Source organism: Paraburkholderia azotifigens, from assembly GCF_007995085.1.
Lineage (GTDB): Bacteria > Pseudomonadota > Gammaproteobacteria > Burkholderiales > Burkholderiaceae > Paraburkholderia > Paraburkholderia azotifigens.
Map to the genome: position 1 here is coordinate 3,379,385 of NZ_VOQS01000001.1, position 15,097 is coordinate 3,394,481.

The 15,097-nt window shown below is 63.2% G+C and carries 13 protein-coding genes; 9 read left to right on the forward strand and 4 right to left on the reverse strand.

Annotation, left to right across the window (positions count from 1 at the left end):
- The first annotated feature begins 84 nt into the window (after positions 1–84).
- The 5 genes from xylG to FRZ40_RS15175 all read left to right on the forward strand — a co-directional run bounded on the left by xylG (position 85) and on the right by FRZ40_RS15175 (position 6,912).
- Positions 85–1,677 (forward strand): D-xylose ABC transporter ATP-binding protein, encoded by a 1,593-nt coding sequence (gene xylG / locus FRZ40_RS15155; protein WP_147234558.1) that lies wholly within the window; start codon positions 85–87, stop codon positions 1,675–1,677.
- Positions 1,674–2,870, forward strand: coding sequence for a sugar ABC transporter permease (locus FRZ40_RS15160; protein ID WP_028372027.1), 1,197 nt, complete (start codon positions 1,674–1,676; stop codon positions 2,868–2,870). Before xylG ends, FRZ40_RS15160 begins: the two co-directional genes overlap by 4 nt.
- A gap of 458 nt (positions 2,871–3,328) precedes the next feature.
- Positions 3,329–4,078: a methyl-accepting chemotaxis protein gene (locus tag FRZ40_RS15165; protein ID WP_147234559.1), complete on the forward strand. Its 750-nt coding sequence runs from the start codon at positions 3,329–3,331 to the stop codon at positions 4,076–4,078.
- A gap of 52 nt (positions 4,079–4,130) precedes the next feature.
- Entirely contained in the window at positions 4,131–5,528 is a 1,398-nt protein-coding gene (locus tag FRZ40_RS15170) for an MFS transporter (protein ID WP_147234560.1), read from the forward strand.
- A 463-nt stretch (positions 5,529–5,991) separates the two neighbouring features.
- Positions 5,992–6,912, forward strand: a complete 921-nt coding sequence (locus FRZ40_RS15175) for a hypothetical protein (RefSeq protein WP_147234561.1) — start codon at positions 5,992–5,994, stop codon at positions 6,910–6,912.
- Positions 6,913–6,978: 66 nt separating this feature from the next.
- On the opposite strand, the gene FRZ40_RS15180 is transcribed toward FRZ40_RS15175, so the two are convergent.
- Together FRZ40_RS15180 and FRZ40_RS15185 are read right to left on the reverse strand one after the other, a co-directional pair.
- Positions 6,979–7,188: a hypothetical protein gene (locus tag FRZ40_RS15180; RefSeq protein ID WP_147234562.1), complete on the reverse strand. Its 210-nt coding sequence runs from the start codon at positions 7,186–7,188 to the stop codon at positions 6,979–6,981.
- Between the two features lie 165 nt (positions 7,189–7,353).
- A complete protein-coding gene (locus FRZ40_RS15185; protein WP_147234563.1) occupies positions 7,354–8,184 on the reverse strand; it encodes a GAF domain-containing protein in 831 nt (276 codons plus the stop codon).
- 535 nt (positions 8,185–8,719) lie between these two features.
- On the opposite strand from FRZ40_RS15185, the gene groES reads away from it, so the two are divergent.
- Both groES and groL read left to right on the forward strand, forming a co-directional pair.
- Positions 8,720–9,010 carry a co-chaperone GroES gene (groES, locus tag FRZ40_RS15190; RefSeq protein ID WP_012401714.1) on the forward strand — a complete coding sequence of 97 codons (291 nt, stop codon included), beginning with the start codon at positions 8,720–8,722 and terminating at the stop codon, positions 9,008–9,010.
- Between the two features lie 43 nt (positions 9,011–9,053).
- Positions 9,054–10,694, forward strand: coding sequence for a chaperonin GroEL (gene groL / locus FRZ40_RS15195; RefSeq protein WP_028372032.1), 1,641 nt, complete (start codon positions 9,054–9,056; stop codon positions 10,692–10,694).
- A gap of 136 nt (positions 10,695–10,830) precedes the next feature.
- Here groL and cysC read toward each other — a convergent pair whose 3' ends face one another.
- Together cysC and FRZ40_RS15205 are read right to left on the reverse strand one after the other, a co-directional pair.
- Positions 10,831–11,454, reverse strand: coding sequence for an adenylyl-sulfate kinase (gene cysC, locus FRZ40_RS15200; RefSeq protein ID WP_147234829.1), 624 nt, complete (start codon positions 11,452–11,454; stop codon positions 10,831–10,833).
- Between the two features lie 402 nt (positions 11,455–11,856).
- Complete coding sequence (locus tag FRZ40_RS15205; RefSeq protein ID WP_147234564.1) at positions 11,857–12,717, reverse strand: hydroxymethylpyrimidine/phosphomethylpyrimidine kinase; 861 nt, start codon at positions 12,715–12,717, stop codon at positions 11,857–11,859.
- Positions 12,718–12,980: 263 nt separating this feature from the next.
- Here FRZ40_RS15205 and FRZ40_RS15210 point away from each other — a divergent pair, with 263 nt between their 5' ends.
- Positions 12,981–13,151: a rubredoxin gene (locus FRZ40_RS15210; RefSeq protein ID WP_004186709.1), complete on the forward strand. Its 171-nt coding sequence runs from the start codon at positions 12,981–12,983 to the stop codon at positions 13,149–13,151.
- 358 nt (positions 13,152–13,509) lie between these two features.
- The gene (locus FRZ40_RS15215) at positions 13,510–14,919 is read left to right on the forward strand and encodes a hypothetical protein (RefSeq protein ID WP_147234565.1); all 1,410 of its coding nucleotides are present in this window, start codon (positions 13,510–13,512) and stop codon (positions 14,917–14,919) included.
- The last annotated feature ends 178 nt before the right edge of the window (positions 14,920–15,097 follow it).

The following is a 15,097-nucleotide window of genomic DNA, read 5'->3' on the forward strand; positions in this document are numbered from 1 at the left end:
CTTTCCCGTCCTGATCACGGTCTCGATGACCGTCAGCACGACGGGATGCGCCCGCGCATCTTTCATCCATCCAGGACACTACGCATGGCACAAGCGCTTCTGGAGCTGCGCGGCATCGCCAAATCCTTTGCCGGGGTGAAGGCGCTCGACGGCATCGACCTCGTCGTTGCGCCCGGCGAATGCGTCGGCCTGTGCGGCGAAAACGGCGCAGGCAAATCGACGCTGATGAAGATCGTCTCCGGCGTCTATCCGCACGGCGACTGGTCGGGCGAAATCCTTTGGGACGGCAAGCCCCTCGTCGCGCAGAACATCCGCGATACCGAACGCGCGGGCATCGTCATCATTCACCAGGAATTGATGCTGGTGCCCCAACTGTCGGTGGCCGAGAACATCTTTCTCGGCAATGAAATCACGCTGCCCGGCGGCCGAATGAACTACGCGGCGATGTATCAGCGCGCCGACGAACTGCTGCGCGAACTGAATATCACGGGCATCAACGTCGCGCAGCCGGTGATGAACTATGGCGGCGGGCATCAGCAACTGATCGAAATCGCCAAGGCGCTGAACAAGCAGGCACGACTGCTGATACTCGACGAGCCTTCTTCATCGCTGACAGCAGCCGAAACGAAGATCCTGCTCGATATCGTGCGTGATCTGAAGAAGCGTGGCGTCGCGTGCGTGTACATCTCGCACAAGCTGGACGAAGTCGAAGCCGTGTGCGACACGATCACCGTGATTCGCGACGGCAAGCATGTCGGCACGCAGCCGATGCAGCAGCTCAACACCGACCGCATCATCGCGATGATGGTCGGGCGCGAGATCGCGAATCTCTTTCCGCGCGAGCCGCATGACATCGGCGACGTGATCTTCGAGGCGCGCAACGTCACCTGCTACGACGTGACGAATACGAACCGCAAACGCGTCGACAACGTGTCGTTCGCGTTGCGCAAGGGCGAGATACTCGGCGTGGCGGGTCTCGTCGGCGCGGGTCGCACGGAGCTGATGCAGGCGATCTTCGGCGCGTACCCGGGCATGAGCGAAGCCGAAGTGTGGATGGACGGCAAGCGCCTGAAAATCCGCGCGCCCGCGGATGCGATTTCGGCGGGCATCGCGATGGTGCCCGAAGATCGCAAGCGCCACGGCATCGTGCCGCAACTGGGCGTGGGTCACAACATCACGCTCGCGGTGCTGCAACGCTTCGCGAAGGGCGGGCGCATCGACACGGCGTCGGAACTCGATACGATCCATTCGGAGATGAAGCGCCTGTCGGTGCGCGCGGCCTCGCCGATGCTGTCGATCGCGAGTCTGTCGGGCGGCAACCAGCAGAAGGCGGTGCTCACGCGCATGCTGCTTACCAATCCGTCCGTGCTGATACTCGACGAGCCGACACGCGGCGTCGATGTCGGCGCGAAGTACGAAATCTACAAGCTGATGTACGCGCTCGCGAAGCGCGGCGTGTCGATCATCATGGTGTCGTCGGAATTGCCGGAAGTGCTCGGCGTGAGCGATCGCGTGCTCGTGATCGGCGAAGGCGAACTGCGCGGCGATTTCGTCAACGACGGGCTCACGCAGGAACACATTCTCACGGCTGCCATCACGGCGAACGCCACAATCGCCGGCGTCAACGGCATCGACACGAAAGGCAACGGCCCCACTCAACTGGCGAGCGTCGCATGACTCCTGATCTCACTTCTTCCGATAGCCACGGCAAGCACGGCACTTCGCTGGCATCCGGGCAACGCATCAAGCTGCTGTTCGCGCGCTACAAGCTGCTCGCGCTGCTGCTGGCCGTGGCCGTCATCTGGGTGTTCTTCTCGTTCCTCACGGAAGGCGCTTTCGTCACGCCGCGCAACCTGTCGAACCTGCTGCGCCAGATGTCGATCACGGGGATGCTCGCGTGCGGGATGGTGTTCGTCATCATCTCGGGCGAAATCGATCTGTCCGTCGGCTCGCTGCTCGGTCTGTTAGGCGGCGTCGCGGCGATACTCGACGTCACGTTTCACTGGCCGCTCGCGGCGACGCTGCCCGTCGTGATGCTGCTCGGCGTGGCCGTCGGTCTCTTCAACGGCTGGTGGTCGACGTATCTGCGCGTGCCGTCGTTCATCGTCGGGTTGGGCGGCATGCTCGCGTATCGCGGCGTGCTGCTGGGCATTACGGGCGGCTCGACGATTGCGCCCGTGTCCGACAACTTCGTTTTTATCGGCCAGGGCTACTTGCCGCGCATTGCGGGCGACACGGTTGCCGTCGTGCTGTTCGTGTTGCTTGCGGCCTTGACGGTGCGGCAACGGCAGAAGCGCCAGCATTACAACCTGAGCGTCGTGCCGATGTGGCAGGACGCAGTGAAGATCGTCGCGTCCGGGCTGATCCTGCTCGCGTTCGTCGCGACGCTCAACCGCTACGGCGGCATCCCCGTGCCCGTGCTGCTGCTGCTCGCGCTGCTCGGCATCTTCACTTACATCGCGACGCAGACGGTGTTCGGACGGCGCATCTATGCAGTGGGTTCGAATCTGGAAGCGACGCGTCTGTCGGGCGTCAATACAAACCGCGTGAAGCTCGCGATCTTCGCGCTGATGGGGCTGATGTGCGCGTTCGGCGGCCTCATCAACACGGCGCGGCTGGCGGCGGGCTCGCCGTCGGCGGGATCGATGGGCGAACTCGACGCGATCGCGGCGTGCTTCATCGGCGGAACGTCGATGCGCGGCGGCTCGGGCACGGTGTACGGCGCGCTGATCGGCGCGCTCGTGATGGCGAGCCTCGACAACGGCATGTCGATGCTGGACGTCGACTCATACTGGCAGATGATCGTGAAGGGCGGCATTCTCGTGCTGGCGGTGTGGATCGACGTGATCTCGGGGTCCGACCGGCGCTAGCGAAGGGCGCACGGACGTGGTGCGCTGCACCACGTCATAGCATCGGCGCGCTTCGTTGAGGCGCGCGCAGGCGCCCGGATAAGGGCGCTTTTTATTGGCCGTTTACGCTCGCCAAACGTGTCGCGCGAAAAAAATATGAGCGTCGCGCGAGTCCCGTCCATCAAGCGATTGGGCGAATTTCCTACGCGCGCTGAGCGCGATTTCGACACGCATCCAGCGGCCCAAAACAGGCCGATGGCATACCTATTGCGTTAGTCCGCCGCGAAGCCAACGGCGGCTTCGACGTATCGACGAATTTCCAGGCACGCTCGCGATGCGAGCGGACCGATGGGGCAACGGCGTCCCGAAACGCAACGTGCGACGAGCGTTCGATCCATGCGATCGGGCGGCGCGCGAGCGTTTCGGGACGTTTTTTTTTTTGCGCAACCGAAACACGCGCATCGACGCGACACAGCGCCATGAACGAGCAGACCACCACGCAACGCATCGGAGTCTCCGGCCAGACGATCGGCGAACTGATCAATCTGTCGGGCCGTCAGCGGATGCTGTCGCAACGCATCGTGCTGCATGTACTGCTCGCATCGCATGGCGATGCGGCAGCGCTTGCCGTTGCGCGCGAATGCCTCGCGACGTTTGCGTCGACGCATCGCGTGCTCGTGAGTGGTGACGATCATTTGCCTGGCGTGTTTTCGGAGGCGTTGCAACAGCTTTATTACGGCACGCGCAAGGCGGACGAGCGTGTGCAGCGCTTTATCGCGCTGACGGACGAGACGGTTGCCCGTGTCGAGGCGCGTGACGACGCAGCAGGCACGCACGTCGACACCCTCGTTTCGCAAGCGACGCCGCTACTCGAACTGCTGCAGGAGATCACGCTCGCGTACCAGCACGAGATGCGCGGCATCGAAGCAGCGACGCAGCGCCGTCAGGCCGCGATTGCGGAGCAACTGTCGGGCATTTCGATGCAGGCGAATATCGTCGCCCTGAATGCGCGCATTTCGGCGGCGCGCGCGGGTTCTTACGGCCGCGAGTTCGCCGTCATCACGCAAGTGCTCGCCGACATCATCAAGGAGATGGACGCGCTGATTTATAGCGTCGTCGATCGCGATGCGGATGAGCTTTCGTCGAGGCGTAACGCGCCGCATGGAGCAGCGCAACTGTCTGCGCGTCCTCGTCTCGCCGCACGCAGCAGTCAACGAATTTCCACCTAGTTCCTTGCTCGACCCACGCACCAGCCCTGCTTTCGTTCAATGAGAGAGACCTATGAAAAACCTGTTGAATTCGCTTGCGAGCGGTAACTGGCGCGCGCTGCTCGCGTGCTTCCTCTACTTCGATACCGGCTTCACGGTCTGGGTCATGTTCGGTCCGCTGGCGCCGTTCATCAACAAGAGCATCGCGATGTCGCCCGCTGAACTGGGCTTTCTCGTCGCGGTGCCTGTGCTCGGCGCGGCGATTCTGCGCGTGACGCTCGGCAATCTCTATCAGGCTTGCGACGGACGGCGTGTTGCGTTGATGGGCGTCGCGCTGTCGGCGATTCCCTCTGTCGTCCTGCTGCTGATGCCGGGCGCGCCGTCCTACACGCTGCTGCTGATTCTCGGCGTGTTTCTCGGCGTAGGCGGCGCGAGCTTCGCCGTCGCGCTGCCGATGGCGGGCAGCAACTATCCGCCGAAAGTGCAGGGCCTCGTGCTCGGGCTCGCGGCTGCCGGCAACATCGGCGCGGTGCTCGACGGCTTCCTGTTCCCCGCACTCGCCGATCACTTCGGCTGGGCGAAGGCCGCGGGCGCCGCATTGCCGCTGCTGGGCCTCGCCGCCGTCGCGCTGTTCTTCTGGGCGAAGGATCTCGGACAAAAAACGGGCAGCGGTGTGCAGGCGCTGCGCAGCTTCATCGTGACACTCGTGGGTCTTGTGGCGCTGGTCGTCGCGGTGCATGCCGGCGTGTTCGGCGCGGGCAAGACGGGCGTGCTGCTGCTGCCCGTGCTCGGCGCGCTGCTCGCGATCGCCGTGCTGCCGAAGCACTATCGCAGCGTGCTCGTCGAGGGCGATACGTGGGTCGTGATGCTCGTCTATAGCATCACGTTCGGTGGCTTTGTCGGCATGTCGTCGTATGTGACGACGCTGCTGATTTCGCTGTATCAGATGCCGCGTCTCGAAGCAGGGCTCTTCATGTCGCTGCTGGCGTGCATCGGTGCGCTGGTGCGTCCCGTCGGCGGGCTGGTGGCGGATCGCATTTCGGGCGTGCGTGCGCTGGTGAGCCTGCTGGCCGCGATCTCGCTGTGCGATTTCCTGTTCGCTGCGTGGATGCCGCCGGTGTCGGCGGGCATTGCGCTGCTGATCGCGATGTATGTGTGCTTCGGTCTTGGCAACGGTGCGACGTTCCAGCTCGTGCCGCAGCGCTGGAAGGGCAAGACGGGTCTGATGTCGGGTATCGTCGGCGCGGCGGGCGGGATCGGCGGGTTCTATCTGCCTGTGATCATGGGCATCGCGAAGGAAGGCACGGGCAGCTACCAGATGGGCTTCGCGACGTTCGGCGTGCTGTCGGCGCTGGCGTTCGGTCTGGTGGTGCTGCATCGCGCGCGGTGGCTCGAATGGGCGCTGCCCCGCGAGAGCGCAGTCGTCGTCGAGCCGATTCGCGCAGGCGTGAGGATCGACAGCGGAGTGTGACGCCGCTCGGTCGTGCGATTGTCGATCTTCGCCAGCACCTCGTGTGCTGGCGATTTTTTTTGGATTGGGGGCTGAAGGAAAGTTGCCGCCCGTGTTGTCCAGCGCACGGTGATCTGCCGCGCCGATGCTCGTCGTCGTCAATTTTCCGACGAAATCGCGACGCATGTGTGCGACAGGCAACACACGCGCATATGGGCGGCGTGCGAAAAATCCTATATTGCACTCACTGCGGCCCACGACGAAAGGACTGGGCGAACCGCTTGCCAGCGGGTTTGGATCGCGAGTTCCGCCGACTCGTACGTTTGCATCAACTTCGATCCTGAGCATGTGGATGGCACTACACCCAACAGCTTGGGGTTCTGGCATGTCTGCTGAGATGAGATCCGTTCAACGGTTCCCGACACCGTGCACCCGCTGCGGTGGTGTTTTATACCACCACGTAGCGTTCTGTCCGTATTGCGGCGTGAGCCAACCGATCGGCGGCGATCAGGGCAAGCGTGCCGACGCGCCGTTACGGGCCGTCGCGAAGCAGGCGCTGCGTCCCGCCGTAGCTGCCAACGACGCGGACGAATCGCCTTCGCCCGAAATTGTCTGGTCGAGTCTCGCCGCTTCGACGGCCGCTTCGGGGAAACGCTTCTTCCAATGGTCATTGCAGCGAGTGGTCACGGGCGGTGCGATCGCATTGGTGCTGATAGCGACGCTGGGCAGCGCCGCCTATTTGCGCCTCAGCGCGAGTCACCGCAACGCCGACGTCATCGAGCCGAAGGCAACAGGGACGCAGCACGCGGACACGGCGCTGATGTCCAGCGTGCGGCCCGGCGCAAACGCCCAGCCTTCGGGTGCTGGCGGGTATGCACCTGCCACCAGCCCGCCCATTGCCGCGAGCGCGAGCGCTGCCCCGGCGCAGTACGGTACGGGCGTTCCTGCCGCGCTGAACGGCGCGCGTGCAAGTCTCGCCCAAAAGAACCTGACGGCGGCAAGGGCGGCAGTTTCGGAAGTCCTGTCGGTTGCACCCCGAAATGCCGAGGCGCTGCATCTGCAGGACGATATCGCGGATCGCGAGAGCGAGCGCGATGTGGCGTTGCGTGTGGCAGCGGCCTGCGCGAACGATGGACTGTGGAGTTGCGTGGTTAAACAGGCGAATCAGGCGCTGGCCATCGATTCAGGCAGCAAGGACGCGCAGATGCTGCTGGAGCGCGCGATCGTGTCCGCAGGCTGGCGGCCGCTTTCAACCCATACCGTCGCCGCGGCGCCCAAGCCCGCGAGGCGCGATGCGCCACGGCCGGTCGCGAAGAGCGTGCCGCCCATCCCGACCCTCCCGACGCTCGCGCCCCCACTGCCGCCGGGCATACCGGTGGACAACACGACAGCCGGCAACGGGTGATGCCGTTCGTCGCGAACGGCCTCCCGTCTTCAACTGTCCCTGCGGCGGCACGGGGACACGCACGCGTCAGATATCCCAATCCCACTGGTCATTCCGTTGCTGCTCCGCGGACAGACGCCGGCTTGCTTCCTGCGAAATGACCACATGGCTCGATGGCTCAATCGGCATGAGAACCGCTTTCTCGATACGCGGATTCGGATGAGGCGCGTGCTTTTCTTCTTTCACGTAGTCCGAGAAAGGTTGAAACTGGCGGACGGCATGGATGGCGTTGGTCATGGCGCAAATCCGGAATCTGCATGATAGACACATCGCCGCGATCGACGACGTTGTGGGCAGTCTATTTGCGTGCAGGCCATCGGGCTGTACGCCGTCGCACAGAACGCGACGAAGCGCCTGATGACATACAAGGCAGGGATGGCGCAGACGTCTGGATTGTTGCCGCTATCGCTGCAGCTCGCTCGACACTTCATAGTCGCGGGGAAACGATTCGTCGATCGCGTAGGGAAGCACTTCGCTGTCTTGCGTGTTGTTGATCTCGACGCGATGGTGACGTGAATTCTTATGTTTGCGTACGCTATTGCTCAGTTCGGAAATGATCTCCGACGCCGCGTGAATGATCTGATTGAAGTTGAATCCGGCGTTGGTCATTTCACGATAAAACGACTTCGCGAGGATTCGGGCGATCTGATTCGTATTCTGGGCCGACCCTGCAATGATCTCCTTGACAGTCCTTTCGGACGAGCGTGTGAGCGCCGCCTGTGTGAAGCGTGATTTCATCAGGTACTGGATCTGGTTCGCCTGAATCGCCTTGACGATCAGAGGGGCGAGGTTGTCGAGCAGCCTGAGATCTTCCTTTTCGAAGTACGGCTTTTCCAGTGGATGATGCGCATGGACGAGACCTATCGTCTTTCCTTGCAACACCAGCGCCGAGGACATGCTGCTCCTGATGTGAACTTCAGAGTCTGTCTCACTCTGGCCGGTCACGACGAGAGCGCCGGCGCCTTCTGAACTCATTGTGTAGAGGTCGCGCGTTTCGCATCGGCGCATGCTCACCATTTCATAGCGGGAAATGGCGGGGCTGCCGAATTCAGCCCGCTGATGAGGCCCGATCTCAGCGACCTGCCGTTCGTTGAGCAGATGAATCGTGCAGCGTCTCGCGTTGAGCACTTTTGCGACCATCGAAGAGAGCGCGGAAAGCAGTTCTTCCGGGCTGCGCGTGTACTCGATGTCGCTGGCGCAACCGCCGATCTTCCCCTTGTCTGCCTGATGCATCGCTCTTCTCCAGGGTTCCAATCGGACCGCCACGGGTGAAAGCCGGGACCTGGAAAACGCGTTCGCGCTCCGTTTGATTCCGGTTGTCAGTGGTTTGTGATCGATGCTATCCGCTGCGATTCGATGTGCGTGTTCGTCATCGCACAGTATCGAATACCCGAAGAAGCCGTCTTCGTCCGCCCCCTGGTTTGCTCGCCGCGGTGCTCGAACGGGGTGGATTCGGGATTTCCCTGGATACCGAAAGGGTATAGGAAAGCGCTGTGGGATAGCCCGGCCGTGATATGTTCACTTCCCCGCCTCGCGGGCTAAATGCTTGATTCGCAAGGGGTGGGCGGCAGCGCGGGCGGCCTTTTTCGCTGGTTTTCGCGTCCGTGCAGCGAATCGTCGACGCGCAACACGCTCCCTTCTTGAATTTGTAATTCCCCGTCCATATAATTAGCACTCACCGCACGAGAGTGCTAACAACTTCGCCGGTTGGCGTCGCCAGCCGGTATATCTCAGCGTTCTTCAGTCCCAATCAAGAGAGGATCTATCCATGAACCTTCGTCCTTTGCATGATCGCGTGATCGTCAAGCGTCTGGATCAGGAAACCAAGACCGCATCGGGCATCGTGATCCCCGACGCAGCCGCAGAAAAGCCGGATCAAGGCGAAGTGCTGGCTGTCGGCCCGGGCAAGCGTGACGACAAGGGCGCTCCCATTGCGCTCGACGTGAAGGTCGGCGACCGCGTCCTGTTCGGCAAGTATGCTGGCCAGACCGTCAAGGTCGACGGCAACGAACTGCTGGTGATGCGCGAAGAAGACATCATGGCCGTCGTCAACAAGTAAGCACTTGTCCCGGTTCATTCTCAAGAATTCAAGGAGTTAGAAGATGGCAGCTAAAGAGGTCGTGTTCGGCGATTCCGCCCGTGCCAAGATGGTTGAAGGCGTGAACATTCTCGCCAATGCAGTGAAGGTCACGCTGGGTCCGAAGGGCCGCAACGTGGTCCTTGAGCGCTCGTTCGGCGGCCCGACGGTCACCAAGGACGGTGTCTCGGTCGCGAAGGAAATCGAGCTGAAGGACAAGCTCCAGAACATGGGCGCGCAGATGGTCAAGGAAGTTGCTTCCAAGACCAGCGACAACGCCGGTGACGGCACGACGACGGCAACGGTTCTGGCCCAGTCGATCGTTCGCGAAGGCATGAAGTACGTCGCATCGGGCATGAACCCGATGGACCTGAAGCGCGGCATCGACAAGGCCGTCGCAGCAGCAATCGAAGAGCTGCGCAAGATCAGCAAGCCCTGCACGACCAACAAGGAAATCGCGCAAGTCGGCTCGATCTCGGCGAACAGCGATTCGTCGATCGGCGACCGCATCGCTGAAGCGATGGACAAGGTCGGCAAGGAAGGCGTCATCACCGTCGAAGACGGCAAGTCGCTGCAAGACGAGCTGGACGTCGTCGAAGGCATGCAATTCGACCGCGGCTACCTATCGCCGTACTTCATCAACAACCCCGACAAGCAAGTCGCCGTTCTCGACAACCCGTTCGTGCTGCTGCACGACAAGAAGGTGTCGAACATCCGTGATCTGCTGCCGGTTCTCGAGCAGGTCGCCAAGGCTGGCCGTCCGCTGCTGATCATCGCTGAAGACGTCGAAGGCGAAGCGCTGGCTACGCTGGTCGTCAACAACATCCGCGGCATCCTGAAGACGGTTGCTGTCAAGGCTCCGGGCTTCGGCGACCGTCGCAAGGCGATGCTTGAAGACATCGCTATCCTGACGGGTGGCCAGGTCATCGCCGAAGAAACCGGCCTGACGCTGGAAAAGGCGACGCTGCAAGAGCTGGGTCAAGCCAAGCGTATCGAAGTGGGCAAGGAAAACACGACGATCATCGACGGCGCTGGCGAAGCAGCAAGCATCGAAGCGCGCGTGAAGCAAGTGCGCACGCAGATCGAAGAAGCGACGTCGGACTACGACCGTGAAAAGCTGCAAGAGCGCGTGGCCAAGCTGGCTGGCGGTGTTGCAGTGATCAAGGTCGGTGCTGCGACCGAAGTCGAAATGAAGGAAAAGAAGGCACGTGTCGAAGACGCACTGCACGCAACGCGCGCAGCTGTGGAAGAAGGCATCGTGGCTGGCGGCGGCGTCGCGCTGATCCGCGCTCGTACGGCAATCGCCGGCGTCAAGGGCGATAACGCCGACCAGGACGCAGGTATCAAGATCGTCCTGCGCGCAATGGAAGAGCCGCTGCGCCAGATCGTCACGAACGGCGGCGAAGAAGCCAGCGTCGTGGTGGCAGCAGTTGCTGGCGGCACGGGCAACTACGGCTACAACGCAGCAACGGGCGAGTACGGTGACCTGGTTGAAGCCGGTGTCGTCGACCCGACCAAGGTGACGCGCACGGCGCTGCAAAACGCAGCTTCCGTCGCTGGCCTGCTGCTGACGACGGACGCAGCTGTCTGCGAACTGCCGAAGGAAGATGCACCGATGCCTGGCGGCATGCCCGGCGGCATGGGCGGCATGGGCATGGACATGTAATTCCAGGTCACTGGAATGCATGAGGGAGGCGCGCTGCGAGGCGTGCTTCCCGTGCCAAAAGAAAAACCCGCAGCGATGCGGGTTTTTCTTTTGGTGTTTCGGGTTCAGCGAAGTGCGCTGAATGTGTCTGGTGTCGTCAGCGCGGCAATACCAGGAAGCGTTCGCGCAAATGATCGAACACGCATGACACGCTCGATTCCTCCGTCTGCGCCGCTGTGTCGATGAGCAATTCGGGATTCACAGGCGCTTCATACGGCGCGGAAACGCCCGTGAACGACGTGATGACTCCCGCCTGCGCCTTCGCATAAAGCCCTTTGGGGTCACGCCTCGCGCAATCGTTTGCTGAAGCGGACACATAAGTCTCGACAAGACTGTCGTTTCCAATGATGGCGCGCGCCATGTCCCGGTCTTCGCGCATCGGCGAAATGAGGGCTGCGATCACGATCAGGCCGGCGTCGTTCATCAGCCGCGCGACGTGCGCGACGCGGCGGATGTTTTCCCGGCGGTCTTCCTTTGAAAAGCCGAGGTCGCTCGTCAACCCGTGACGCACGTTGTCGCCGTCGAGCACATAGCACGCGTGTCCCATCGACATCAGTTCGCGCTCCAGGCGAAACGCGATCGTGGATTTGCCCGCTCCCGACAAGCCGGTGAGCCAGACAGTGACGGGCTTGTGGCCGAGCATCGCGGCGCGGTCGCGGTCGCGGTCGCGGCCCGTGATCGTGCCGTTAAAGCGTTGGATAGAAGGCTGGACGCGTTCGATTGGCGCGCGCCTTTCGGGCTCGTCGCGGGCCACGCGGCTATTCGGCGCGCTGGCTTGCGCGCAGCGTGCGCGCGCCTCGGAAGCGACGGCGACAGCAACGGCGGCGCTGGGAGGGATATCTTCCAATTCGGTTTCTGTTCGTTTTCCGCCGTAGAAACCGGCGGTCTGCCGTTGGCTTTGCCTAAACGTGGTGCGGGGTGCGTTGTGGTCGTACGCACGGCGCGGGCGTCAAACGAGGTGTCAACCGGACAGCAGGGCGGGGAATATTACAAGTCGCAAATATACTATTTAAGCAAACGCCCTGCTGTAACAAATAATTACCGCTGTAATGCGCTGTTTGCGAATTCGCGCTTGACAGGAATCATTCTCGTTAGTCAGCGGAGCGCCGCGCAGCTGCGGAAGTCAGTGGCGTGCCTCGCCCGGCGACGTATCCGTTCCGCCCGCAAGCGGCACTTCGTCATCGCTGCTGCGCGCCCAGAAGAAACGATCCGGAAGGTAAGCACCCATGCCAGGTCGGAACGCGGCCTGCGTCGCCTGAAACAGATACTCCTGCGCTTCGCGCACGGCCTCGGCGGGTTCCTGGCCATTGGCCAGCAGCGCGGCGATGGCGGCGCCGAGCGTATCGGTGACGCCCATGATCCGCTGCTGCGTGCGATCCCACATGTCTTGCCTGAGCTGGCCGTCTTCGCTGAACAGCGTATTGACGAGCCGATGCGTGCCCGTTTCCGTCGACAGGATGTATTCGCAACCTTGCGACAGCAAATGCGAGATCGCGGCATCGAGGGTCGGCGCTTCGGCGTCGCCGTCCGGTTGCGCGAGCGCGAGCAGGGCAGCCGTGTCCGCGACCAGCAACGTGGTTTGCGGCGCGAGCAGGTCCGCGATCGCTTCGCGCAGTTCGTCGGCGGCGAGCACGTGTTCGTCGTCGAGCGTGAAGTCGGGCGCGAGAATGAGCGGGATGTCGTCGTAATCGGCGACCACTTCGGCGATTGCGCTGACCACTTCCGCGCGCGTTGCCGCGCCGACCTTGAAGGCGGCGATCGGCATGTCTTCCAGCAGCATCCGCGCTTGTGTCGCGACGACTTCCGGGTCCAGCGCCGTCACTTCGTCGCAGCTCGCCGAGTCGCGCACCGTGTAACCCGTCAGCACGGAAACGCCGTGGCATCCCATGCTGGCAAGCGTCATCAGGTCGGCTTGCAGCCCGGCGCCGCCCGTCGGGTCGGACAGGCCGAAGGTGAGTACGATCGGAGGGGTGTCGCTGGCCATGAAATTGTGGTGGGATCGTTGAGCGGAACATTCGCAGGCCGTGTCGCGCGCACGCGCGCCCGTGCGGCCCACACAGACGGCTCAATTATGCGGCCTTATCCGCCAGCGGGGCACTTTTTCGCATCTGTCCGCGCGCCGCGTCACACATAACGCCGCAAAATGTCGCGTCCGGTCGCTCGGACCCCGCATCCGCTAGGCATGGGGACGGCAACACGGTACCATCATGGCTCCCGTTTCCACGGACTTTTCGACGCGACTCAAGAATGGAATATAAGAGCTGGATGTGCCTGATCTGCGGCTGGATCTACGACGAAGAAGCCGGTCTGCCAGAGGAAGGAATCGCGCCGGGCACGCGCTGGGAAGATGTTCCCATCAATTGGACCTGTCCCGAGTGCGGCGCGCGCAAGGAAGACTTCGAGATGGTGCAGATCTGATCGATCCACCTTGCTGGTGGCGGGCTGTCCTTGCCTGCCACGCAAGGTCGATTGATTCGAAATGAATTGATTGAGCGCGCGATGGAACATCGGCGCGCACGCGCTGTCGCAAGATGACCTGTCACAGCGCTTTGTTTGCGATGTATCACGGTGGTCGTCGTGAGCGTCGCGCTGTCAGCATCGCGATGTTGCGAACTTTAGCGGTGCCGTCTGCGTCATGTCGTAAGCTGAGAAAGCGGCACCGTTTCGGGGCTATGCGGTCGGTGGCCCGGCAATTGCACTACTTTCGCCATAGCGGCAGTTCCGGTGGCGCAGTATCGGTGCCGCCTGACCACGCCGACGTTCCTGCAGCCTGCTCATGACCCTTCGATCCGCATCGCCCGATACGCTCGACGCTTTACCGAATCCCCGCGGCGGCGCCGTCCGTCCTGCGGAGCAGGCCATTGCCGACGCGCTCGACGCGTTCGAGCAGCGGCGCGACATGACCGCGCATTTGCTGATCGCCGGGCGTGCGTTGCGCGAGGCAGGCTGGCTCGCCGCCCATCGTTTCACCGATGCATTGCTGCTCGTCTCGCCGATGGCGGCAAGCAGCCTCGCCGAAGAGGCGGCTGCGTGCGCTACGTTCGGCGCGGCGTTGCGCGCGTTTCGTGCGGCGCTCGAACGGCGAAATCTGCGCGAGCTGGGCTGCTCGGGCGCGCTTTTCGAGCATTACCGCGCGCTCAGCACGCACATCGCGCAGCACACGCCCGGCTACAGCATCGCGTTCGAAGACGTCGCGCTCGCCGGCCGGCCCGTTCCGCCCGTTTCGCTGCGTTCGCAATCGGCTGCGCGCCTGGCGCATCTGCGGGCGCGCTACGAGCAGGCGCTGCTGCCCGTGCTGCGCTCGAAGGGCCATGTCAGCACGAGCGCGGTGGCGGGTGCCGTCAATGCGGCGCTCGACGATCTCGACGCCTGCCTCGTCGATCTGTCCGGTCCCGATCCCTACGATTTCTGGCGTCTCGCATTGGCGTGTTCGCGCGCGTTGCGCGTGACCGGCCGCTCCGTCGAAGACGTCGACACGCGGCGCTTCTACGCGCGTTGCAACATCGCGCTCGCCGATGAAGAGCGCGGCATTCCGCTCGCGCCGCGCTCGCTGGTGCGCGCGACGCTCGCGCTGTTGTGGCGCGACTATGCGCTATTCGGCGCAGCCGCCGAAGATACCGAGCACGTCGAGCTGCTGCGCGACTACGGCCTCACGGTCGACTGGCATATCGCGGGCACGCAGGCATCGGAATCGCTGTGGGAAGCGGGCGCACACCAGGCGGAGACGCTGGCCGCGCACGTCGCGATGACGCGCGAACTCGGCGTGCTGACGGTCAATGCCAACGCGTATGAAGACTTTTTGCAAACCGCCGACGCCGCGATCGCCGCACTCGCGGATTACGCACGCGCCGCCGACAATCCGCAGAAAGCCGACCCCAGCGCCGCGCTGCAAGCGGGCGATGCGGCCTATCGACTGGGCGCGGCAGCATCGGCGCTCGGGCTCGGCCAGATCGCGCTGCTCGCCGATGCGTTGGGTCTTGCGTGGCGCCGCCGGGCGCACGCCGGCGTGTCGACACCGGCCGTGCGCGCCCATATCGTGGTCGAAGCGCCCGACGCGCGTTCGCTCGAAGCCGCCGCCGAAGCGTTGCGCGCGATGCTGCACAAGGTCGCGGCGGGCGTCGCGCCGCAGTCGGCGACGAACGTGCTGGCTACGCTCACCCGGGCAATCGAACAGGGCGGCGCTTGAGTCACGGGCGTAACACGGGCGTAAGCGTAATCTGGCAAACCCGCGCCGGGTCCACGCGATGAAGGACGGTCCCGCGCCTATGCCATTTGCCGCGCGATAGCGCACGCGCGTCGCTCCCGGCAAGGTGGAAGCGCATGATAGAGTGCAGTTTCATGGACTGCGATTTTCCGTGCGGCGC

Excerpts from the sequence above, each read along its gene's own strand:
- FRZ40_RS15215 (WP_147234565.1), top strand. The coding sequence starts at position 13,510 with ATGACCCTTCGATCCGCATCGCCCGATACGCTCGACGCTTTACCGAAT.
- FRZ40_RS15180 (WP_147234562.1), bottom strand. The coding sequence starts at position 7,188 with ATGACCAACGCCATCCATGCCGTCCGCCAGTTTCAACCTTTCTCGGAC.
- groES (WP_012401714.1), top strand. The coding sequence starts at position 8,720 with ATGAACCTTCGTCCTTTGCATGATCGCGTGATCGTCAAGCGTCTGGAT.
- FRZ40_RS15185 (WP_147234563.1), bottom strand. The coding sequence starts at position 8,184 with ATGCATCAGGCAGACAAGGGGAAGATCGGCGGTTGCGCCAGCGACATC.
- FRZ40_RS15170 (WP_147234560.1), top strand. The coding sequence starts at position 4,131 with ATGAAAAACCTGTTGAATTCGCTTGCGAGCGGTAACTGGCGCGCGCTG.
- FRZ40_RS15160 (WP_028372027.1), top strand. The coding sequence starts at position 1,674 with ATGACTCCTGATCTCACTTCTTCCGATAGCCACGGCAAGCACGGCACT.
- xylG (WP_147234558.1), top strand. The coding sequence starts at position 85 with ATGGCACAAGCGCTTCTGGAGCTGCGCGGCATCGCCAAATCCTTTGCC.
- FRZ40_RS15205 (WP_147234564.1), bottom strand. The coding sequence starts at position 12,717 with ATGGCCAGCGACACCCCTCCGATCGTACTCACCTTCGGCCTGTCCGAC.
- groL (WP_028372032.1), top strand. The coding sequence starts at position 9,054 with ATGGCAGCTAAAGAGGTCGTGTTCGGCGATTCCGCCCGTGCCAAGATG.
- FRZ40_RS15210 (WP_004186709.1), top strand. The coding sequence starts at position 12,981 with ATGGAATATAAGAGCTGGATGTGCCTGATCTGCGGCTGGATCTACGAC.
- FRZ40_RS15165 (WP_147234559.1), top strand. The coding sequence starts at position 3,329 with ATGAACGAGCAGACCACCACGCAACGCATCGGAGTCTCCGGCCAGACG.